This window comes from Propionibacterium australiense (genome assembly GCF_003666605.1).
Taxonomy (GTDB): Bacteria; Actinomycetota; Actinomycetes; order Propionibacteriales; family Propionibacteriaceae; genus Propionibacterium; species Propionibacterium australiense.
Window position 1 is genome coordinate 19,962 of record NZ_RCIV01000021.1, and the last position, 20,469, is coordinate 40,430.

The following is a 20,469-nucleotide window of genomic DNA, read 5'->3' on the forward strand; positions in this document are numbered from 1 at the left end:
TTTCTCTCGCCCATCAATGTCAACGGAGGTTCTTCCATGACCACCACCACCTCGCCGGGCACCCGGGCCGGTATGTCGGGTCTTCCCGGCGCCGGTCTGGATGTCGCGGTGTTCATCACGTGTATCAATGACGTCATGTTCCCGCAGACCGGCATCGCCATGACCAAGCTGCTGGAGCGGCTGGGCTGCAGGGTCCACTTCCCGAAGGAGCAGACCTGCTGCGCACAGCTCACCACGAACACCGGCTACTTCAAGGAGTCGATGGGCATGGTGGAGTCGTACGTGAAGGCCTACAGCGACTACGACTACGTCGTCGCGCCATCAGGCTCCTGCATCGCCGCCGTGCGCGACCAGCACCCCATGCTGGCCGAGCACGCCGGTGACAAGGGCCTGATGCGCGACGTCGAACACACCAGCAGGATCTCGCTGGACATCAGCGAGTTCCTGGTCGACGTCCTGGGCGTCACCGATGTGGGCGCCTACTTCCCGCACCTGGTCACCATCCACCCGAGCTGCCACGGCATGCGCCTGCTGAAGCTGGGCGATCGCCCGTACAAGCTGCTCGAGAACGTCAAGGGCATGACGACGGTCGACCTGCCCGCCGCGGAGCAGTGCTGCGGCTTCGGCGGCACCTTCTCCGTCAAGAACCCCGACATGAGCTCCACGATGACGGCCGACAAGGCCCGTCACATCCGCGAGACCGGCGCCGAGTACGTCGTCGGCTGGGACAACTCCTGCCTGCTCAGCATCGGTGGTGTGCTCTCCCGCCAGAACGCCGGCGTGAAGGCCATCCACATGGTGGAGATCCTGGCCAACACCGAGGAGGACTGACTGCCATGACCACTGAACTGCGTCGCATCACCGAGGGGAACTACGGCGTCGCCCGCCTGACGCCCGCGCCCGAGCACGGCGGCACCTTCCTGGGCCAGCCCAAGTTCCCCAAGGCCGTCAAGAACGAGCTCAAGCTCGTCGTCCAGCGCAAGAACATGCGCAACGCCACGACGACGATCCGCAACAAGCGTGCCCTGCGCGTGACCGAGACCCCCAACTGGGAGGACATCCGCCAGGCCGCCTACGAGATCAAGAACCGTGTCGGCCGGCACCTCGACTACTACCTGGAGATGGCCGAGAAGTCCCTCACCGCCAACGGCGTCCAGGTGCACTGGGCCCGTGATGCCGAGGAGGCCAACCGCATCGTCGGCGAGATCGCCAAGGCGAAGGGCGTCCAGGAGGTCGTGAAGATCAAGTCGATCACCACCCAGGAGACCGACCTGAACGAGCACCTCGAGGAGCAGGGCATCGCGGCCTGGGAGACCGACCTGGCGGAGCTCATCGTGCAGCTCGGCCACGACCGCCCCAGCCACATCGTGGTCCCGGGCATCCACCGCAACCGCGCCGAGGTGCGCGAGATCTTCCTGCGCGAGATGAAGAACTACGGTCGGCCGTGCCCCGAGGACATCACGTCCAACCCGCCCGAGCTGGCCAACGCCGCCCGCCTGCACCTGCGCGAGAAGTTCCTGCGCGCCAAGGTCGCCGTCTCGGGCATCAACTTCGTCCTGGCAGACACCGGTTCGGTGGTGATCGTCGAGTCCGAGGGCAACGGCCGCATGTGCCTGACCCTGCCCGACACGCTCATCTCCCTCGTCGGCATCGAGAAGGTCCTGCCGAGCTACGACGACCTGGAGATCTTCCTCAAGCTGCTGCCGCGCTCGGCCACCGGTGAGCGCATGAACCCGTACAACTCCGTGTGGAGCGGCGTCACCCCGAACGACGGCCCGCAGGAGCAGCACGTGATCTTCATGGACAACGGCCGTACGAACGTGCTCGCCGACCCGGTCGGCCGCGAGGTGCTGCGCTGCATCCGCTGCGCGTCCTGCATCAACGTCTGCCCGGTCTACGAGCGGGCCGGCGGCCACGCCTACGGCTCGGTCTACCCGGGCCCGATCGGCATCACGCTGACCCCGCAGCTGCGCGGCATCGACGACCCGGTCGACCGCGGTATGCCGTATGCCTGCACCCTGTGCGCGGCCTGCACCGAGGTGTGCCCGGTCAAGATCCCGTTCACCGACATCATCGTCCACCTGCGCAACCGTGTCGCCGAGGCCGAGCGCAAGGAGTTCTCGACCGATGTCGAGGTGGCGGCCGAGAAGGCCCTCATGAAGGCGGCGGCCTGGGTGCTCGGCGACTACAAGCACTGGGAGACGACGATGTACGCCACCCGTGCCGCGAGCAGGGTGATCGGCAAACGCAAGCTCGGCCCGCTGCCGGTGCCGGTCGCCAACCGGTGGCTCGACTACCGCAACGTCGATCACATTCCCAGCCAGACGTTCCGCGACTGGTGGAAGGCCAACCGCGGAGAGGAGAAGTGACCATGGACGCCAAGCAGGAGATTCTCGCCCGTATCCGCCGGGCCACCGTGGACGTCACAGAGAAGGACCCGGTCAAGGACCAGCCCGTCAACTGGACCTACGGTCTGGGCATCGAGATGGATGACGTCGTGGGCACCTTCGAGCAGAAGGTCATCGACTACTCGGCCACGGTCGTGCGGTCGAAGCCGACCGGGGTGCCCGCCGCCGTCGTGGCCGGCCTGAAGGCCACCGGCGCCAAGGACTCGGTCGTCGTTCCCGCCGGGCTGGACAAGTCCTGGCAGGACGCCATGGCCGCTGCCGGGTTCGAGGTCCGGGTTGATGAGCCCCAGCTCTCCCACCAGACCCTCGACCAGACCGACGCCGTCGTCACCGCTGCCGCCTCCGGCATCGCCGACACCGGGACGATCGTGCTCGACCACACCGAGGACCAGGGCCGCCGCGCCCTGTCCCTGGTGCCCGACCGCCACGTCTGCGTCATCAAGGCCTCGCAGGTGGTCTCCGACGTCCCCGAATCGGTGCGGAACCTGCGCCCCTCGGTAGAGGCCGGCCACCCGCTGACCTTCATCTCCGGCGGTTCGGCCACCAGTGACATCGAGCTGTCCCGCGTGGACGGTGTGCACGGTCCGCGCACGCTCTACGTGGTGCTGGTCGAGGACTGAGACCGCGTCACGGCACAGACCGGCAGGGGCCGGCCCACCCGAATCGGGTGGGCCGGCCCCTGCCGCGTTGCCGGCAATTCGTGAGCCGGTCCTTCCTGACTAGGGTTGGGTGTGCCGTCCGGCGGGAACGGCCGGCACTGACCGAGCCCACTGGTCCATGAACCACGCAAGGAGAACGCCCACATGGCCGAGACACGCAAGCACAACCCCCGGACGAGCAGCATCGGTGAGCGGGTGCGGGAGGCCATCGGCGGGGTCCCCCGGGTGAACCCACCTGAGCCGGACGAGAGCCTTGCCGACGGCGGCGACCCCTTCGTGACCGCTCCGGAACCCGAGTCCGACGAGGCCCCGCTCATCAGGGCCGCTGCCGATCCGATGGGCGGTTACACGCTGCTGGCCGGCGAGCAGCCGGGTCTCATCACGCTCGGCGCCGACCAGCTCGGCCGGCTGGCCAAGGTCATCCGCAGCGAGGCCGCCGCGGGCGACGAGGACGACGAGGACGAGTTCTGGGACGACGAGGACACCGAGGACTGACGCCCCTCTCGATGGGCCGGCCGGGGCGGCTCGGCAGGACCGGGTGCTCCTCAGCCGCGCCGGCGCAGCGCCTCGATGTCGAGGACCTCGGACTGGCCGGCGCCCATGCTCTCGGCGGCCTCCTCCCACGGATCGTGGACGGGGCTCTCGTCCTCCTCCACGTCGTCGACGTAACCCATCGTCGGGTCGTAGGGATTGATCAGGCGGTGGTCGCCGCTGCCGACCTGCACCAGGGCGTCCCTGCTCATCGCCTCGTCGGGCAGCGTGTTCAGCACGTCCCGGACGTAGCCTTCGGTCGCCTCCACCAGGGGCACCTCGCGGTTCTCCCGCTGGGACATGTACCAGCGGTAGTCGAGCACCTCGTGGTAGACCTGCGCGGGGTCGCGTTTGCCGCCGAGCTCGGGCGGGATCGCGCTGATGACCGGCTCGAAGCACTCGGTGAGCCACTGGTGGGCGACGACCGCCTCGTCCGCGTCCTGAGGATGCATCCGTGCCTGGAAGGTGTCCAGATCGTTGAGCAGGCGCCGGGCCTGGTTCTCCTCGATGTCGAGCCCGGTCAGGCGCATGAGGCGCCGCGAGTGGTGTCCCGCGTCGACGACCTTCGGCTGGATCGAGATCGTCCGGCCGTCGGGGCTGGTCTGGATGTCGAGTTCGGCGACGTCGAAGCCCAGCGCGTTGAGGCGGCGTACCCGGGACTCGATGCGGTACAGCTCCGCATCGGAGAACTCCTCCAGCCCGGTCAGTTCGTCCCACAGCTCGTGGTAGCGCGATTCGATCGTCTCGACGAGACCGAGCGGGTCGAGTGACTCGTCCAGCAGACCGCCCGCTTCGAGATCGCAGAAATCACCGAAGATGTTGACCCGCGCTATCTCCAGGTCGTGGGAGCGCTGGCCGTCGGTGAGCCGGTCGTGCAGCTCACCGGTCTCGGCATCGACGAGGTAGGCGGCGAAAGTGTCGGCATCGCGGCGGAAGAGGATGTTCGACAAGGAGACGTCGCCCCACATGAAGCCCAGCAGGTGCAGGCGGGCCAGCAGGACGACCATGGCGTCCAGCAGGCGCATGACGGTGTCGTGGCGCACGCCGGGGCTGAACAGCGAACGGTAGGGCAACGCGAAGTCCAGGTGTCTCGTGATGAGGACGGAGTCGAGTGGATTGCCGTCGGCGTCGACGCGACCGCTGACCACGGCGACGGGTTCCACGGAGGGGGTGCCGAGACGCCTCAGGTCGTGCAGTAGTCGGTACTCGTGGATGGCCAGGTGCTCGACGACCTCCTTGGCGCCGTAGACCTGATCGCCCACCTTGATGAACCGTACGACGTGGCGTGAGATGCCGCGCGGAAGCGCGACAAGATGCTCAACCGGCCATTCAGCCAGCGGTGCGCCCCAGGGCAGGGGAATGAGCCGGGCGTCCGGCTTCGCTGACAGAAATCGTGGCACGGGACCTAGTGTGCCACCGCAGGACGTGTCGCAGGGCTTTCGCCGCGCTCGTGTCTGGGGCACTGGTGGCCGATGACCGTCATCGGGCCGCCGGCGATGCGCCACACTGTCCCAGCCCATCCGGGGTGCTGCGGGCCGGGACCTGGCTGCGCGCCGCCCGGCACGGCATCCGGGCGGCGGTGCCGCTCAGCCCCGCGAGGCTCGTTCCGCGCGCTCGAGGGCCGCGGTCAGATCGGCCGTGAGGTCGCCGATGGGCTCGATCCCGACCGACAGCCGCAGCAGGGAGTCGCCGATGCCCGCCTCGGCGCGTGCCTCGGGCGTCATGCCCACATGGGTCATGGTCGCGGGGTGGGCCAGCAGTGACTCGGTGCCGCCCAGGGACTCCGCCAGGTCGATGGCGATCGTGCCTTCGGCGAAGGCCTTGACGGCCTCGAAATCACCGGCCAGCTCGAAGCTGAGCAGCGAGCCGAAGCCCCTCTGCTGGCGGGTCGCCAGCTCATGGCCGGGATGGTCGGGCAGCCCCGGGTAATTGACGTGCGTCACCATCTCACTGGCCAGCAGCAGTTCGACGATCGCCGCCGTGTTCTCCTGGTGGACGCGCAGCCGGGCGTCGATCGTCCGAAGCCCGCGCAGCGTCAGCCAGGCGTCCCAGGACCCGCCGGTCAGCCCGAGGGTGTTGGCCCAGTGCTGCACCTGCTCCCCGAGCTCGGCCGTCGACGAGACGACCACGCCGCCGACCACGTCGGAGTGCCCGTTGATGAACTTGGTGGTGGAGTGCAGCACGACGTCCGCTCCGAGATCGATCGGGTTCGACAGCAGCGGCGTGCAGAAGGTGTTGTCTGCCACGAGCAGTGCGCCCTGGGCATGGGCGAGCTCAGCGGTGGCGGCGATGTCGGTGATGCGCAGCAGCGGGTTCGAGGGCGTCTCGACCAGGACCAGTTCGGCCGGGGAGGCCAGTGCCGTCCTCACCCGGCCGGGATCGGACATGTCGATGAACTCGACCGCGATGCGTTCGCGGGCGTCAAGGTGGTCGAGCAGCCGCCACGTGCCGCCGTAGCAGTTGTCCGGCGCGACGACCCGGCCCCGCGGTCCGACGAGCGCCTCGATGGCGGCGGTGATCGCGCCCATCCCCGATGCGGTGACGGTGGCGTCGGCGCCATGCTCCAGCTCGGCGAGCGTCCCGGCCAGCATGCTGCGCGTCGGGTTGGTCGGGCGCGAGTAGTCGAAGGGTGGTTTCCCCTGGCCGAGGCAGGGGAAACGGTAGTTGGTGCTCGGATACAGGACGGGGGTCACCGAGCCGTACTGGGTGTCCGTGTCGAAGCCTGCGCGCACGGCGCGGCCCAGCGGGGACAGTTCTCGTTCTTGCGGGCTCATCAGTGCCTCCTGCTCATACGGCGCGGCCTTCGGCGCCTGCCCCGACGATAGCCGCCCCCGGGCTCCCGGCGCCGCCGGCTCCACCGATCAGGACGGCGCTGGGGCCGGCCCGGAGCGGGCCGGCCCCAGCCGATGCCGGATGATCCCGGAGAGCGGGGTCAGGAGATCCTCTCGGTGGTCCTCGTGTCGAAGACGTGCAGTTTCTCCGGGTCGAGACGCAGAACGACGCGTTCGCCGCGGGTCGGAGGGGTGCGCGTCGTGACCCGGGCGACGGCCTGCTGGTCGAGCGGGACGCCGTCCAGGGAGCCGTACAGGTACGAGTCCGCGCCGGTCTCCTCGACCGCGTTGATCGTCATCGTGACGCCCTCGCCGGTGGGGGAGATCTCGAAACTCTCGGGCCGCACGCCAAGGATGACGTCCGCACAGCTGGCGCGCTCGGTGACTTCACGGGGGACGGCGAGCACCTGACGGTCGAGCTCGACGCCCCCGTCGACGATCCGCGCCGGGAGCAGATTCATCGCGGGCGAGCCGATGAATCCGGCCACGAAGAGGTTCTTCGGGCTGTCGTAGAGGGCGAGCGGGCGGTCGACCTGCTGAAGCTTGCCGTCCTTCATGACCGCGACCCGATCGCCCATCGTCATGGCCTCGACCTGGTCGTGGGTGACGTAGACGGTGGTGACGCCCAGCCGGGTCTGCAGGGCCGCGATCTGGGTGCGGGTCTGCACGCGCAGCCTGGCGTCCAAGTTGCTGAGCGGCTCGTCCATGAGGAAGACCTGCGGGTCGCGGACGATGGCGCGGCCCATGGCGACGCGCTGGCGCTGGCCGCCGGACAGGTTCTTGGGCTTGCGGGTGAGCAGGTCCTCGAGCCCGAGCAGCTTGGCCGCCTCGAGCACCCGGTTCTCGCGCTCGTCCTTGGCCACGCCCTTCATCTTGAGTGCGAAGCCCATGTTGTCGGCGACGGTCATGTGCGGGTAGAGCGCGTAGTTCTGGAAGACCATGGCCACGTCACGGTCCTTCGGCGCCAGGCCGGTGACGTCCAGGTCACCGATCCACACCGAGCCCGAGTTGACCTCCTCGAGACCGGCCAGCATGCGCAGCGACGTCGACTTGCCGCAGCCGGACGGGCCGACGAGCACCATGAACTCGCCGTCTCCGATCTCGAGGTTGAGCTTGTCGACAGCGGCGTGGTCGGCGCCGGGATAGATACGGGTTGCGTCCTTGTAACTGACAGTGGCCATGAGCCACCACACCTTTCCACGGGCAGGAACGTGCCCGACGATCCGTAGTAGAGCAGGGACGAAGGACGTCTTCGTCCGCCTCACATTCTCGCACACGGCCCGCGCCTGGTGAGAAGAGAAAGCGGTGCCCGGTTCCCCCATCCTTAACCCGTTTCTTGCCACATCCGGTGCTCTCGGGCATCATTGACCCGTGGAGTTTCCTCTGATGCGCACCTTCGTCGCTGGTTGTCGAATGACCAGCGCCATGTGTCACATCTGCTGACCCGGCTGTCGCGTCAGGTCCAGCCGACCGGCGCGTTGACACATGGCGTCAAGGCCCAGAGGCATCCGCCCTTGCCGACCCCCATCCCAAGGACGAGTGCGGCTGCGGGCCGCTCCGCATACCCTTTTCTCGACAATCCAGCACGGCCGCAGTGCGGCCTCAACGGAAGGTGAACCCAGGTGATCGAACTCACCGGCGTCAACGTGACCTTTCCCGGGCACAGCCCCGGGGGGCAGATCCACGCGGTGCGAGACGTCGATCTGACCGTCAACGACGGCGATGTCTACGGCATCGTCGGCTACTCGGGGGCGGGCAAGTCCACCCTCGTGCGGACGATCAATCTGCTGCAGCGCCCCACGACGGGCTCGGTGCGGGTCGACGGGCAGGAGATGACCGCGCTCACCCCGCCCCAGCTGCGCGCCGCCCGCAAACGCATCGGCATGATCTTCCAGCACTTCAACCTGCTGGGCTCGCGCACCCTGTTCGACAACGTCGCCTACCCGCTCAAGGGGAATGGCCGGACGCGGGCCGAGATCCGCGAGCGCGTCATGGATCTGCTCGACCTGGTCGGCATGGCCGATCGCGTCGGCGCCTACCCGAGCCAGCTGTCCGGCGGCCAGCGGCAGCGCGTGGCCATCGCCCGCGCCCTGGCGAATGATCCCACGGTGCTGCTCTGCGACGAGGCCACCAGCGCTCTCGACCCGAAGACCACCAGCGGCATCCTTGAGCTGCTCGGCCGGCTCAACGCCCGGACCGGCCTGACCATCGTCCTCATCACCCACGAGATGGGTGTCATCAAGCAGATCTGCTCCGACGTGGCCGTCATGGAGGAGGGCCGCATTATCGAGCGGGGCTCGGCCGTCGACGTCTTCACCAACCCGCAGCAGCCGCTCACCCGCGACTTCATCGACACCGCCAACCACGTCGACGCCGGCATCACGACGGTCATCACCCATCCCGACCTCATCAGGCTCGGCAACGGCGACCGCCTCGTCTCCCTGCAGTTCGCCGGCGGCGCCACCGGCGACCCGATGGTCGCCGCGCTGGCCCGCGACTACAACGTCAGTGCCAACATCCTGTTCGCCAACGTCGAGGTCATCGCTGGCACCCCGGTGGGGAACCTGCTGCTCGGCCTGTCGGGTGCCCAGCCCGACCTGGACGCGGCGGAGGCCTGGCTGGCGCGCTCCGGCGTGCGGGTGCACAACTACAGCGAGGCCGAGATCGAATCCATCCGGCGGCGCGCCACCGAGGCATCCGAGCCCGCCGGCGACGACCAGGAGGAACAGCGATGATCGACTGGCTCAGCCACGTGGCGCACGTTCTGCTGCCCAACGTCTCGAACAGGCCGGGCGATCTGTGGGACGCCACCGTGGAGACCTGCTATATGACGGCCGTCTCGGCGCTCATCGCCGGCGTGCTCGGCATCATCCTGGGCACACTCCTCGTCGTCATCGACCGGCGCGGCATCCTGCCGCACCCGGTGCTGTACTGGGTGCTCGACAAGCTCGTGAACCTGTTCCGCTCGATCCCGTTCGTCATCCTCATCGCGCTCGTCGGCCCACTCACCCGCATCCTGACAGGCACGACGATCGGTACCACGGCCGCGCTCGTCCCGCTCGTCATCGGCACGGTGCCGTTCTATGCCCGCCAGGTCCAGAACGCGGTGCTCGAGGTCGACCCGGGTGTCATCGAGGCGGCCCAGGCGATGGGCTCGAGCCCGATGGAGATCATCTTCCGCGTCTACCTGCGCGAGGCCCGCCCCGGCATCATCCGGGTCTCGGCGCTGACGATCATCAGCCTCATCGGGCTCACGACGATGGCCGGCATCGTCGGCGGCGGCGGCCTGGGCGATCTGGCGATCTCCCGCGGCTACAACCGCTTCCAGACCGACGTCACCATCGTCTGCACGCTCGTCATCCTCGTCCTCGTCTACGTCTCCCAGGGGATCGCCGACTTCCTCGTCAAGCGCGTCACCCACTGAACCCAGCCGACCAAGTCTTTATCGAATGGAGAACCCATGAAGCTCAAACTCACGGCCGCCGCTCTGGCCGCCGTCCTGTCCGTCGGCCTGGCCGGCTGCTCCGGCTCCTCGTCCGACTCGAACCGAGAAGAGGTCACCGTGAAGGTCGGTGTCGTCGGCGACAACAACGAGCCGTGGGAGACCGCCGCGGCGAACCTGGCGGAGAACGAGAACATCAAGGTCGAGCTGGTGCGGTTCTCCGACTATGTGCAGCCTAACCAGGCGCTGGCCGACGGCTCGGTCGATCTCAACAGCTTCCAGACCCAGATCTACCTGGAGACCTACAACACCGAGCACGGCACCGATCTCACCTCGATCGGCTACACCCTCATGGCCCCGCTCGGCGTCTACTCCAACCGGATCGCCTCGGTCGGCGAGCTGCCCGACGGGGCCACCGTGTCCATCCCCGACGACGCCTCCAACGGCGGCCGGGCCCTCAAGCTGCTGGAGAAGGCCGGGCTCATCACCGTCGACCCAGCCGCGGGGCTGACGCCGACGAAGGGCGACATCACCGGCAATCCGAAAAATCTGCAGATCACCGAGCTGGACGCCTCGCAGACCGCCCGCTCGCTTGAGGACGTGGACGCCGCGGTCGTCAACTCCGGTATGGCCGTCGACGCCGGCCTGACCCCGAGCACCGATGCGATCTTCATCGAGGAGGTCGGTGCGGAGTCCACGCCGTACTACAACGTCATCGCGGCCCGCGCCGGGGACACCGGCAACGAGACCTACAAGAAGGTCGTGGAGTACTACCAGAGCGACGAGGTCGCCCAGACGATCGCCGAGTCCACCAAGGGCTCGCAGATCGCCGTCTGGGAGGGCGCCCCGTCCATCGCACCGAGCGCCGCGCAGAGCACGCCGGCCTGACCGGACTCGTCCCGGGCCTGAGGGCCCGCCGCCCAGCAGACCCGCGGCGGGCCCGTCTCCCGGAGACAAACCCATCGCACGAAAACAACCACCACACCGTAGGGAAGGAACCGTCATGAAGCTCAAACTCGTGGCCGCCGCTCTGGCCGCCGTCCTGTCCGTCGGCCTGGCCGGCTGCTCCGGATCGTCCTCGGGCGAGGAGAAGACCACCGTCAAGCTCGGTGTCTACGGCGACAACAACGAGCCGTGGGAGACCGCCGCGGCGAACCTGGAGGAGAACGAGAACATCAAGGTCGAGCTGGTGCGGTTCTCCGACTATGTGCAGCCTAACCAGGCGCTGAGCGACGGCTCGGTCGATCTCAACAGCTTCCAGACCCAGATCTACCTGGAGACCTACAACACCGAGCACGGCACCGATCTCACCTCGATCGGCTACACCATCATCGAGCCCATGGGCCTGTACTCGAGCAAATACGATGACCTCGGCTCGCTGCCCGACGGAGCCACCGTGACCATCCCGAACGACGTCTCCAACGGCGGCCGGGCCCTCAAGCTGCTGGAGAAGGCCGGGCTCATCACCGTCGACCCCGCGGCCGGCGTGACCGGGACGAAGGAGGACATCACCAGCAACCCGAAGAACCTGAAGATCACCGAGCTCGACGCCGCGCAGACCGCCCGATCGCTGAGTGACAGCGACCTGGCCGCCATCAACGCGGACATCGCGGTCGACGCCGGCCTGGTGCCGAGCCAGGACGCGCTGCAGCGCGAGGAGGTCGGTGAGGAGTCCGCGCCGTACTACAACGTCATCGCGGCCCGCGCCGGGGACACCGGCAACGAGACCTACAAGAAGGTCGTGGAGTACTTCCAGACCGACGAGGTCGCCCAGACCATCGCCGACGCCTACAAGGGCTCGCAGTTCCCGGTGTGGGAGGGCGCCCCGTCCATCGCACCGAGCGCCGCGCAGAGCACGCCGGCCTGATCGCCGATGCGTCCCTGACCACCGATGGCCCGGCCCGGCACGACCCGCGCCGGGCCGGGCCATCACAGCCACGAAAGACACCATGAGTTTCAACCAGCAGCGCATCCACACCGAGGTCGAGGCGCTCACCGGGCGCATCGTCGCCGACCGCCGCCATCTGCATCGGCACGCCGAGACGAGCCTGCAGGAGTTCGGCACGGCGCGGTACATCGCCGACCGGCTCGACGAGCTGGGCATCGACCACGTCAGGGTCGGCGAGACCGGGCTGCTCGGCACCCTCGACGGCGCCGGTCCCGGCAGGACGCTGCTGCTGCGCGCCGACATCGATGCCCTGCCGCTGCGCGACGGCTGCGGCGCCGAGTGGGCCAACACGACGAGCGAGGCCAACCACGCCTGCGGGCACGACGGCCACGTCAGTGCCCTGCTCGCCGCCGCCGAGGTCCTCGCGGCGCACCGCGCCGACTTCGACGGCACCATCAAGTTCGCCTTCCAGCAGGCCGAGGAGATCGGCGCCGGCGGCCGCATCTTCGAGGAACAGGGCGCCCTCGAGGGCCTCGACCAGGTCTTCGGCCTCCACCTGTCCTCCGAGCTGCCGGTGGGCACGGTCAGCACGACCGCCGGCCCGCAGTGGGCCAGCGTCGACCACTTCTCGATCGACGTGCACGGCAAGGGCGGTCACGTCTCCAAACCGCACCTGTGCCGCGACGCGCTCGTCGCGGGCGCCTCGATCGTCGTCGAGGCCCAGCAGATCGTGTCCCGCGAGCTGAGCCCCTTCGACGAGGCCGTCGTGGGCATCGGCACGTTCACATCGGGCGAGAACTACAACATCATCGCCTCGTCCGCGCACATCGAGGGCACCGTGCGCGCCTTCGACGAGAAGGTGCGCGCCACGGTGCTGGCCTCGCTCGAACGCATCGCCGACGCCACGGCCCGCGCCCACAACACGACCGCCGAGTTCACCCGCACCGTCTACGCCGACGTCCTCGACAACGACCCGGAGGCGGCGCGCTTCGCCACCCGCGTCGCCCTCGAAGTGCCCGGTGTCGAGCAGGTCGTCACGAACAGCCCCAAGAGCGCCGGCGGCGACGACTTCGCGGTCTTCCTGCACCACGCCCCGGGCGTCTACGCGAGGGTCGGCTCCGGCGGCACTGGCGCCACGAGCCACCCGCACCACACCTACGAGTTCGCGCTCGACGAGGCGGCCCTGCCGATCAGTGCCGAACTGCACGTCAGTTACGCGCTGCGCTGGCTGGCCGGCGGCTACGAGGGCTGAACCCGAACCGCGAGCAGAGCGGATCAAGGCCCCGCACCCGGCCCGACCGGGGTGCGGGGCCGTTCCCGTTTCGGGCCGGGCCGGCATGATCCGGAGGCGACGCGGGCCCGGAGCGCTGATCCCAGTTCCGTCCGCTCCGTGTCAGCGCACGCTCCAGCGGGCCGTCTGCGAGAAGTCACGTACCAGCTCGGCGAACATGCCCCCTCCTGTCGCCAGCTCGGCCGGGGCGCCGTGCTCGACGATCCGGGTCGGGGCGCCGCGCTCGCGTCCCGACAGGACGTAGACGTGGTCGGCGTTCATGATCGTCGACAGGCGGTGGGCGATGACGACGACCGTCCGCCCGGCCGCCAGCTCGGCCAGTGCCTGCGTGATGGCCGACTCGTTCTCGGCGTCCAGGGCCGAGGTGATCTCGTCCAGCAGCAGGATGGGGGCGTTCTTCAGGAAGGCGCGGGCGATCGAGACCCGCTGCCGCTCGCCGCCGGACAGCTTCAGCCCGCCCTCGCCGACCTGCGTGTCGAGGCCGTCCGGCAGGGCGTTGACGACGGCGCCCAGCCCCGCCTTCGAGATGGCGGCCGCCAGTTCCTCGTCGGTCGCATCCGGGCGGGACAGGCGCACGTTCTCGGCGATCGTCGTGTCGAACAGGTAGACGTCCTGGAAGACCATCGAGACCATGTCCATGAGCTCGGCCGATTCGATGCGCCTCACGTCGACGCCGCCGACGCTGATCCGGCCGGAGTCGACGTCCCAGAAGCGGGCGATGAGCTTGGTGATCGTCGACTTGCCGCAGCCGGACGGGCCCACCAGCGCGGTGATCCGGCCCTCGGCGGCGTGCAGCGACAGGTGCTCGAAGAGGGTGTCGCCGGCCGTGTAGCCGAAGGTCACGTCGTCCAGGTCGATGCCGGTGCCGGCCGGGTGCTTGGGGTGCGCCGGCTCGGGCAGGACGGGGGCGTCGACGATCTGCTCGATCGCGTCGAGACTGACCATGTCCTCCTGCAGGGCGGCGGCGTAGAAGACCGACTGCGAGATGGGCGTGGTGAAGCGGGCCGCCATGACACCGATCGCGACGAAGGCCGCGACATCGAGTCCGCCGCCCAGCACGATGCCCAGACCGGCGGCCAGCACGGCGGCGAAGAAGGCCTGGCCGAGCAGGCCGAAGGCGATGGCCGGTCGCCCCTGGGCGGTCATGATCGCGTCGAGCTCGGTGCGTTCGTCGTGGAGGGCCTTCGCCAGGGGCCGCCAGGCGGTGCCCGAGATGCCCTGGGCGCGCAGCACCGGCTGCAGGCGGGCGTGCTCGATGGTTGCCGAGGCGGTGCGCGCGGCGATGGCTGGGGCCTCCCGGTGCTCCGTCATGAGCAGACGCGAGGCCCAGCCCCACAGCAGGGCGACGACCGGCACCACGAGGGCCATGATGAGGCCGAGACGCCACTCGTGGCAGAAGGTGACGACCATCACCGTCAGCGGGGTGACGGTCCCGGAAATGAGCTGCGGCAACACGATGGGTGTCAGGTGCGAGAGCTTGTCGGTCTCGGTCGAAATGGCCGAGGAGACCCTGCCGACCGAGCCAGCGTCGAACCAGCCGAGCGGCAGCCGCACGACATGGGAGCCGACCCGGGCCACCGCGTTGCCGCAGACGTCGTAGGCGCTCACCTTGTTCGCGCGGATCAAGGTGGCGGCCTGGATGAGGAAGGAGGCCGCGCCGAACCCGACGAGCAGCCACATCGGTCCCCAGGCCTGTGAGGGCTCGGGCCCGAGGAAGGCGCGCAGGAACCCGATGAGCGCGCCGAAGGCCAGACCCTGCAGGACTGCCGCGACGACGTAGCCGGCCACCAGCAGGTAGATCGTCGAGGGCCGGTCGAGGAAGGATGTGAACCGGCTAAGCATGGTGGGCTCCTGCCATGGTCTGGTCCTGCGCAGCCCACAGCCGGGCGTACTGTCCGCCGGCGGTCAGCAGCTGCTCGTGGGTCCCGGTCTCGGTGATGCGTCCGCCGTCGACGACGGCGATCTGGTCGGCGCCGCGGATGGTCGACAGGCGGTGGGCGATCATGACGACCGTCCTGCCCTGCGCCAGGCCGGTGATGGCCCGCTGGATCTCCAGCTCCGAGTGGGCGTCGGCCTGGGCCGTGGCCTCGTCGAGGATGAGGATCGGGGGAGCGGCCAGGAAGGCGCGGGCGATGGTGAGGCGCTGCGCCTCGCCGCCGGACAGGAAGCCCGCGCCCTCGCCGAGCACCGTGTCGTAGCCGTCGGGCAGGGCCATGATCCGCTCGTGGATGTGCGCCGCTTGCGCCGCTTCGACGATTTCGTCGCGGGTGGCGTCGGTTTTGCCCAGCGCGATGTTGCCGGCGACTGTGTCGGTGGCCGTCATGACCTCCTGGAAGACGAGCGACATGGATCCCATGAGCTGCCGGCTGGTCTGGTCGCGCACGTCGACACCGCCGATGCTGATCCGGCCGGAGTCGACGTCCCAGAAGCGGGCGATGAGCCTGGCGAGCGTCGACTTGCCGCCGCCGGAGGGGCCGACGAGCGCGGTCACCGTGCCGGGACGGCAGGTGAGGCTGACGTCCCTGATGACGGGTTTGCCGGGTTCGTACGAGAAGGACACGTCCTTCAGCTCGATGAGCGAGGGATCCGCCGTGAGTTCGGCAGGGGCGTCGGGCTCGGGCAGCTCCCCGGCGGACAGCACCTCGACCGTGGACCGGGCCGCCTGGGCCGCCGCGTAGAGCTGTTGGAAGATCTGCACCAGCGCCATGAGGCCCTCGGGGATGCCCACCCAGACGAGGGCGAAGGCGAGCACCGTCATGGGCCGGGCCCAGCCCATGTGGACGAACCAGTAGCCGATGCCGGTGGTGAGGGCCAGGGTCGTGGCCGGCTGCATCGCGGCGCCGACGATCGCCACGCCGATTCCCGAGGAGTTCATCCACGACATCGAGACGTCGGCGTGGCGCCTGCGGGCTGCGTCGAAACGGCCGAACACCGCGGCGGTCATGCCGAAGTTCTTGACCTCCTTGATGCCGTCGACCATCTCGACGGTCACCGCGGCGAGCTCGCGCTCGGCGGCCGAGTAGTCCTCGAAGCTCCTGCCCATGGCGCGCAGGCTCGGCAGCACGCACAGGGCGAGCAGCAGCAGCCAGCCGGCGATGAGTGCGCCGGCGAAGCGGGCGTCCAGCCACAGCAGATAGCCGAAGCCCACCACGACGACCCCCAGGGTGTTCGCCAGGTCGCCCGACAGGTGCGCGACGAGTGAGTGGATCGAGCTGGTGTCCGAGGTGATCGCCTTGCGGACCACGCCGCTGGAGCGGTCGTTGAACCAGCCGAGCGGCACGTGCGTGAGCTTGTCGACCAGCCGCAGCCGCAGCTCGTGGCGCAGCGCCGCCTCGGTGCGGTGGTTGGCGCCGACGGCTCCCGTGTAGGCGGCGCCGTGGACCACCATGGCGACGACGGCCGCCACGACCCAGCCCCACAGGTGCCCCCGGGAGGCGCCCGCCCAGAGCCCCCGGGCGATCTCGACCAGCCCGATGTACGGCACGACCTTGAGGGCCGAGCCGATGAAGGCGGCCAGCCCGCCCAGCAGCATGGAGCGGTGCGCGCTTGCGGTCAGCTCCCAGATGTTCCCCGGCGCCTGCCCGGCGGCCGATGCTCGTGCTGTGCTCATGGAACGCTGCTTCCTCGATGAGTGGTGATGGGTGGGGTTCGCCGACTCGCGGTCACGCGTTGTGATACGGAGCCATGTGATGACCCGCCCACGTTCCCTGGATTTTCCTTCGCTTAGGCATTCCTAAGATTAGGCCGAGGGGTATTGGGCGTGGCAAGGGGCTGTTCACCGCGTGGCTGTCGTCGTGACGTTCAGACGATGCCGGCGCGCCTGAACTGCTTGCGCGTCAGCGCGCGCCCCCAGCGGCAGCCGATGACCGCTGCCACGACGCCCAGCACGCAGAACACGGCCATCGTCAGCGGGTTCAGCAGCTCCGTGCCCACCCGGGCCACCTCAAGGGTGGCGTTGTCGGCGTACTGGTCCAGGTAGGCCTGCTTCATCCAGACGAAGGGGATGTACTCGCCGATCGCGTAACAGGCGATGAAGGCGCTGTAGGCGATGGTCATCGACCGGAAGGAGCGGCGCCCGAGCCGGGAGTGGATGAGCTCGGCGACGATACCGCCGAGGACCGTCATGTAACACATGGAGCCGCCGGGGGCCATCGTGATGAGGCCCAGGCCGAGGATGAGGCCGGTGATGAGGAAGGAGCCGGGGCGCTGCACCTTGCCGAGCAGGACGGTGAAGATCAGGCCCCCGAAGAGACCGAAGATCACCGGTAGCAGCACCATGATGATCGGCACGGCGGCCATGATCATGCCGCAGAACATGAACAGCACGATGTACAAGGCGATGAACACGCCCATCGTCACATAGTCGCGGACCCTCGAGTTCCGGCGCTGCACACTCTCCGGAGCTGTCGTGAGGGTCTGGGGCGTGGCAGGATCGTTCCGGCTCATTGTTGTCTCCTTTCTCTCAGGATGCGCGCGTGTCGCTGGTCTGGCTGTGAGCGGCGACGGACTCCAGACGCACCGTGCGGTCGCTGATGCGGATCACGTGGTCGAGGAGCCCGGCGGCGAACTCGCTGTCGTGGGTGATGACGAGCACGAGCGCGCCGTCCGCGGCCACCTGCCTCAACAGGTCCGACAGGACGCGCATGGTGCCCGCGTCGAGGCCGCTGGTGGGTTCGTCGAGGCAGATGACCGGGGCCTGGTTCATGCAGGCCAGGGCTATCCCAAGGCGTTGTTTCTGGCCGCCCGAGAGGGTCAGGGGGTGCTGCTCGGCCATGGCGTCGAGCCTCATCCGGGCGAGCAGCTCGTCGGCCCGGCGACGGGTTCCCTCGCCGGGCTCGGGGCCGATGAGCAGCTCGGCGCGCACCGACTCGCCGAGCAGCTGGTACTCGACGTCCTGCATGACGTAGGCGCACTCGCGCGTGCGCCGGCGGCGCGACCAGTCGGTGCCGCCGAACCGGACCCGTGCGCCCCGGCAGGCGAGCAGGCCGAGGATGAACCGGAGCAGCGTCGTCTTGCCGCAGCCGTTGGCGCCGGTGATGCCCACGACACCGCTGGCCGGCAGGCACAGTTCGTCGATCCTCCACAGCACGTCGCGGCCGGGGTAGGCGAAGGCGGCAGAGGCGATGCGCAGCCCATCGCCGCTGGCCGGCCCGGTGACCGGCTGCGAGACGACGGCGGGCGGGTGCAGCTGGCGGAGGCCCCGGTCGGTGAACCACTGCGCGTCCTTGGCGGCGATGTCCTCGGCGTCCAGGTCTGCGACGACGCGTCCGCGGTCCAGGATGACGGCGCGGTCGAGGACGTCGTCCAGGTAGCCGAGCCGGTGATCGGCGACAACCACCGTCACGCCACGGGACCTGAGCGAGCCGATCACCTCGGTGAGCATGGTCAGGGCCTCGGTGTCGAGATTGGCGGAGGGCTCGTCGAAGAGCAGGATGCCGGGGCGCAGCATGAGGGCGGCGCCGATGGCCACCTTCTGCTTCTCGCCGCTGGAGAGCCCCGCCAGAGCCCGGCCCAGCAGGTCCTCGATGCCCACCACGGCCGCGGTCTCGTCGAGCCGCCGGGCGATCTCGGCCGGTTCGACGCCGGCGTTCTCGCAGGGGAAGGCCAGCTCGCTGCGCACGTCGAAGGTGAAGAACTCCGACCGGGGGTCCTGGAAGACGTAGCCGACGCGGGAGGCCAGCTCGGCCGTGGTGTGTCCCGTCACCGGGGAGCCGTCGACGAGCACCCGGCCGGTCATCTGTGCCTCGTGGAGGCCCGGGATGAGGCCGTTGATGCAGCGCAGGGCGGTCGTCTTGCCGCAGCCGGAGGAGCCGGTGAGCAGGACGGTCTGGCCGTCGGGGATGAACAGGTCGATGCCGTCCAGGGCCGGCGGCAGGGGGCCGTCGTCGCCCGGATAGGCGACGCTGAGGCACTGGAACTCGATGCCCATCTCAGCCGACCAGTACCTTCAGCCCGGCGAGGGCGGCGATGCAGGCGCCCGCCAGCGCCACGTCGACGGGCTGGATGCGTGGCGTGACCATGCTGGTGCGGCGGGAGTCGGGGTCGAGGCCCTTGCAGACCGCGGCGGCAGCCAGCTCGTCGGCGATCCGGCCGGTGCGCATGAGCACGGGGACGACGATGTGCTCGCACTGGGCGACCGGGTGGCGCAGCCAGCGCTTCCAGGCGGGCTGGGCGTGGCGTAGCCGCGCGCCGGAGCGGATGACCCGGATCTCGCCCACGAGGGTGGGTACGTAGCGGTAGACGACGATGAGGACGACCAGCAGGGCGCCCCGGACGTGGATCCGGTCGAGGGCGGCCATGACCTCGCCCATGGGGAGCCTGGCGAAGACGAGCAAGGCCGTGACGTAGATCGGGTAGGCCTTCACGACGAGGGTGAGGGCGATCCCGAAGAAGGGCACCAAGGGGAGGGCGACGCCGAGGATGCACAGCCGTTGGGCGGTCACGAGGAGCACGTAGGCGACAGCCAGCTTCCAGGCCCACCGGTCCATGCCGAGCACGAGGCACAGGGCGAGCGCGAAGAGGCTTGCCAGGGCCGAGCCGAGGAGGGGCCCGATGATGGCCGACTCGACGGTCATCGACGCGATCATGACGAGGCCGGCCCGCAGATCGGGCTTCACCGGGGCCGAGGTCTGAGTGGGTGACAGGGTCTGTGATGTGCAGGTCATTGCATCCATCAGTCGAGTGTTCCTATGCTTAGGCAAGACTAACCTATATCTTCTAGGTATTTCGAGTCAATCCGTGTCCGAACAGGTCTGCTGTCATGATGGAGGTTTTTATGGGTGATCGGCACGGTTCCAACGTCGATATGGAGATCGTTGAGCGTAGTGGGCGTACCGTCGCCAAGACGTGGCCTGGCCATGATCAAGTGCGCTGGCGAGTGGTTCTGGCGGCGGCCGCTGCGATGACTGTCGAAGGGTATGATTTAAACATCTACGGCAGTGTTTTGCCGTTTTTGACCGCCGATGAGAATCTTGGCATGACAACGGGGGCTGCTGGCCTTGTGGGATCGGCGGTGTTCTGTGGCATGCTCGTCGGAGGGTTGTGTGTAGGACGGCTCAGTGCACGACTGTCGCAGGTCAGGGTGTTGCGTTGGGGGATCGTTGTCTTCTCTGCTGCCATGTTCGGTGCCAGCTTCGTAGCGCATGCGATGTGGCTTTGAAGTGCTTGGTGTTTTTCGGACAGTGGGTGAAATGATCGTGAGGTAGAATTAGATCATGTCGGCACCGAAATACAGTGCGGAGTTCAAGGAACAAGTCGTTCTCGAGGTCGTCCAGAAGTCCAAGCCGATCGCCGAGGTCGCCAGGTCGTACGGGCTTGTGGCGCAGACAGTCGGGAACTGGGTCGCGAAATGGCGGAAAGAACACCCCGATCCCAGCACTGATGGCACCACCGCGGAAGAACACGCCGAAATCAGACGCC

19 protein-coding genes are annotated in these 20,469 nt (G+C 68.6%); 11 read left to right on the plus strand and 8 right to left on the minus strand.

Annotated features, from left to right (window positions below; translation table 11 throughout):
• Positions 1 to 36: 36 nt before the first annotated feature.
• The 4 genes from D9T14_RS11625 to D9T14_RS11640 all read left to right on the plus strand — a co-directional run bounded on the left by D9T14_RS11625 (position 37) and on the right by D9T14_RS11640 (position 3,562).
• A complete protein-coding gene (locus D9T14_RS11625) occupies positions 37 to 831 on the plus strand; it encodes a (Fe-S)-binding protein (protein ID WP_119162616.1) in 795 nt (264 codons plus the stop codon).
• Positions 832 to 836: 5 nt separating this feature from the next.
• Positions 837 to 2,369, plus strand: a complete 1,533-nt coding sequence (locus D9T14_RS11630; RefSeq protein WP_119162617.1) for a LutB/LldF family L-lactate oxidation iron-sulfur protein — start codon at positions 837 to 839, stop codon at positions 2,367 to 2,369.
• A 2-nt stretch (positions 2,370 to 2,371) separates the two neighbouring features.
• Positions 2,372 to 3,028 carry a LutC/YkgG family protein gene (locus tag D9T14_RS11635; RefSeq protein WP_119162618.1) on the plus strand — a complete coding sequence of 219 codons (657 nt, stop codon included), beginning with the start codon at positions 2,372 to 2,374 and terminating at the stop codon, positions 3,026 to 3,028.
• Positions 3,029 to 3,211: 183 nt separating this feature from the next.
• Positions 3,212 to 3,562 carry a hypothetical protein gene (locus D9T14_RS11640; RefSeq protein ID WP_119162619.1) on the plus strand — a complete coding sequence of 117 codons (351 nt, stop codon included), beginning with the start codon at positions 3,212 to 3,214 and terminating at the stop codon, positions 3,560 to 3,562.
• A 50-nt stretch (positions 3,563 to 3,612) separates the two neighbouring features.
• On the opposite strand, the gene D9T14_RS11645 is transcribed toward D9T14_RS11640, so the two are convergent.
• From D9T14_RS11645 to D9T14_RS11655, 3 genes are all read right to left on the minus strand, one after another.
• A complete protein-coding gene (locus tag D9T14_RS11645) occupies positions 3,613 to 4,998 on the minus strand; it encodes a DUF4032 domain-containing protein (RefSeq protein WP_232012357.1) in 1,386 nt (461 codons plus the stop codon).
• 186 nt (positions 4,999 to 5,184) lie between these two features.
• A complete protein-coding gene (locus D9T14_RS11650) occupies positions 5,185 to 6,372 on the minus strand; it encodes a trans-sulfuration enzyme family protein (RefSeq protein ID WP_119162621.1) in 1,188 nt (395 codons plus the stop codon).
• Between the two features lie 158 nt (positions 6,373 to 6,530).
• Positions 6,531 to 7,610 carry an ABC transporter ATP-binding protein gene (locus tag D9T14_RS11655; RefSeq protein ID WP_119162622.1) on the minus strand — a complete coding sequence of 360 codons (1,080 nt, stop codon included), beginning with the start codon at positions 7,608 to 7,610 and terminating at the stop codon, positions 6,531 to 6,533.
• A 441-nt stretch (positions 7,611 to 8,051) separates the two neighbouring features.
• Here D9T14_RS11655 and D9T14_RS11660 point away from each other — a divergent pair, with 441 nt between their 5' ends.
• The 5 genes from D9T14_RS11660 to D9T14_RS11680 all read left to right on the plus strand — a co-directional run bounded on the left by D9T14_RS11660 (position 8,052) and on the right by D9T14_RS11680 (position 13,011).
• Positions 8,052 to 9,164 (plus strand): methionine ABC transporter ATP-binding protein, encoded by a 1,113-nt coding sequence (locus D9T14_RS11660; protein ID WP_119162623.1) that lies wholly within the window; start codon positions 8,052 to 8,054, stop codon positions 9,162 to 9,164.
• A complete protein-coding gene (locus tag D9T14_RS11665; protein ID WP_119162624.1) occupies positions 9,161 to 9,853 on the plus strand; it encodes a methionine ABC transporter permease in 693 nt (230 codons plus the stop codon). Before D9T14_RS11660 ends, D9T14_RS11665 begins: the two co-directional genes overlap by 4 nt.
• Before the next feature lie 36 nt (positions 9,854 to 9,889).
• Entirely contained in the window at positions 9,890 to 10,759 is an 870-nt protein-coding gene (locus tag D9T14_RS11670; RefSeq protein ID WP_119162625.1) for a MetQ/NlpA family ABC transporter substrate-binding protein, read from the plus strand.
• 115 nt (positions 10,760 to 10,874) lie between these two features.
• Positions 10,875 to 11,738, plus strand: a complete 864-nt coding sequence (locus D9T14_RS11675; RefSeq protein WP_119162626.1) for a MetQ/NlpA family ABC transporter substrate-binding protein — start codon at positions 10,875 to 10,877, stop codon at positions 11,736 to 11,738.
• 82 nt (positions 11,739 to 11,820) lie between these two features.
• Positions 11,821 to 13,011, plus strand: a complete 1,191-nt coding sequence (locus D9T14_RS11680; RefSeq protein ID WP_119162627.1) for a M20 metallopeptidase family protein — start codon at positions 11,821 to 11,823, stop codon at positions 13,009 to 13,011.
• A gap of 141 nt (positions 13,012 to 13,152) precedes the next feature.
• Here D9T14_RS11680 and D9T14_RS11685 read toward each other — a convergent pair whose 3' ends face one another.
• The 5 genes from D9T14_RS11685 to D9T14_RS11705 all read right to left on the minus strand — a co-directional run bounded on the left by D9T14_RS11685 (position 13,153) and on the right by D9T14_RS11705 (position 19,724).
• On the minus strand, positions 13,153 to 14,892 hold the full coding sequence (locus D9T14_RS11685; RefSeq protein WP_119162628.1) for an ABC transporter ATP-binding protein: 1,740 nt from the start codon (positions 14,890 to 14,892) through the stop codon (positions 13,153 to 13,155).
• Complete coding sequence (locus D9T14_RS11690; protein ID WP_119162629.1) at positions 14,885 to 16,660, minus strand: ABC transporter ATP-binding protein; 1,776 nt, start codon at positions 16,658 to 16,660, stop codon at positions 14,885 to 14,887. The genes D9T14_RS11685 and D9T14_RS11690 overlap by 8 nt, the downstream gene beginning before the upstream one ends.
• Before the next feature lie 191 nt (positions 16,661 to 16,851).
• Positions 16,852 to 17,496 carry an MptD family putative ECF transporter S component gene (locus D9T14_RS11695; RefSeq protein ID WP_119162630.1) on the minus strand — a complete coding sequence of 215 codons (645 nt, stop codon included), beginning with the start codon at positions 17,494 to 17,496 and terminating at the stop codon, positions 16,852 to 16,854.
• 16 nt (positions 17,497 to 17,512) lie between these two features.
• Positions 17,513 to 18,979 carry an ABC transporter ATP-binding protein gene (locus D9T14_RS11700; RefSeq protein ID WP_119162631.1) on the minus strand — a complete coding sequence of 489 codons (1,467 nt, stop codon included), beginning with the start codon at positions 18,977 to 18,979 and terminating at the stop codon, positions 17,513 to 17,515.
• Between the two features lies 1 nt (position 18,980).
• Positions 18,981 to 19,724: an energy-coupling factor transporter transmembrane component T family protein gene (locus tag D9T14_RS11705; protein WP_119162632.1), complete on the minus strand. Its 744-nt coding sequence runs from the start codon at positions 19,722 to 19,724 to the stop codon at positions 18,981 to 18,983.
• Positions 19,725 to 19,825: 101 nt separating this feature from the next.
• Here D9T14_RS11705 and D9T14_RS11710 point away from each other — a divergent pair, with 101 nt between their 5' ends.
• Together D9T14_RS11710 and D9T14_RS11715 are read left to right on the plus strand one after the other, a co-directional pair.
• Positions 19,826 to 20,209 (plus strand): MFS transporter, encoded by a 384-nt coding sequence (locus tag D9T14_RS11710; protein WP_126464279.1) that lies wholly within the window; start codon positions 19,826 to 19,828, stop codon positions 20,207 to 20,209.
• Positions 20,210 to 20,264: 55 nt separating this feature from the next.
• The coding region (locus D9T14_RS11715) for a transposase (RefSeq protein WP_147434126.1) at positions 20,265 to 20,469 on the plus strand (205 nt) is incomplete at its 3' end.

Coding starts and splice junctions, on each gene's coding strand:
- D9T14_RS11625 (WP_119162616.1), top strand. CDS start 37: ATGACCACCACCACCTCGCCGGGCACCCGGGCCGGTATGTCGGGTCTT.
- D9T14_RS11630 (WP_119162617.1), top strand. CDS start 837: ATGACCACTGAACTGCGTCGCATCACCGAGGGGAACTACGGCGTCGCC.
- D9T14_RS11635 (WP_119162618.1), top strand. CDS start 2,372: ATGGACGCCAAGCAGGAGATTCTCGCCCGTATCCGCCGGGCCACCGTG.
- D9T14_RS11640 (WP_119162619.1), top strand. CDS start 3,212: ATGGCCGAGACACGCAAGCACAACCCCCGGACGAGCAGCATCGGTGAG.
- D9T14_RS11650 (WP_119162621.1), bottom strand. CDS start 6,372: ATGAGCCCGCAAGAACGAGAACTGTCCCCGCTGGGCCGCGCCGTGCGC.
- D9T14_RS11655 (WP_119162622.1), bottom strand. CDS start 7,610: ATGGCCACTGTCAGTTACAAGGACGCAACCCGTATCTATCCCGGCGCC.
- D9T14_RS11665 (WP_119162624.1), top strand. CDS start 9,161: ATGATCGACTGGCTCAGCCACGTGGCGCACGTTCTGCTGCCCAACGTC.
- D9T14_RS11670 (WP_119162625.1), top strand. CDS start 9,890: ATGAAGCTCAAACTCACGGCCGCCGCTCTGGCCGCCGTCCTGTCCGTC.
- D9T14_RS11675 (WP_119162626.1), top strand. CDS start 10,875: ATGAAGCTCAAACTCGTGGCCGCCGCTCTGGCCGCCGTCCTGTCCGTC.
- D9T14_RS11680 (WP_119162627.1), top strand. CDS start 11,821: ATGAGTTTCAACCAGCAGCGCATCCACACCGAGGTCGAGGCGCTCACC.
- D9T14_RS11685 (WP_119162628.1), bottom strand. CDS start 14,892: ATGCTTAGCCGGTTCACATCCTTCCTCGACCGGCCCTCGACGATCTAC.
- D9T14_RS11690 (WP_119162629.1), bottom strand. CDS start 16,660: ATGAGCACAGCACGAGCATCGGCCGCCGGGCAGGCGCCGGGGAACATC.
- D9T14_RS11695 (WP_119162630.1), bottom strand. CDS start 17,496: ATGAGCCGGAACGATCCTGCCACGCCCCAGACCCTCACGACAGCTCCG.
- D9T14_RS11700 (WP_119162631.1), bottom strand. CDS start 18,979: ATGGGCATCGAGTTCCAGTGCCTCAGCGTCGCCTATCCGGGCGACGAC.
- D9T14_RS11705 (WP_119162632.1), bottom strand. CDS start 19,724: ATGGATGCAATGACCTGCACATCACAGACCCTGTCACCCACTCAGACC.
- D9T14_RS11710 (WP_126464279.1), top strand. CDS start 19,826: ATGGGTGATCGGCACGGTTCCAACGTCGATATGGAGATCGTTGAGCGT.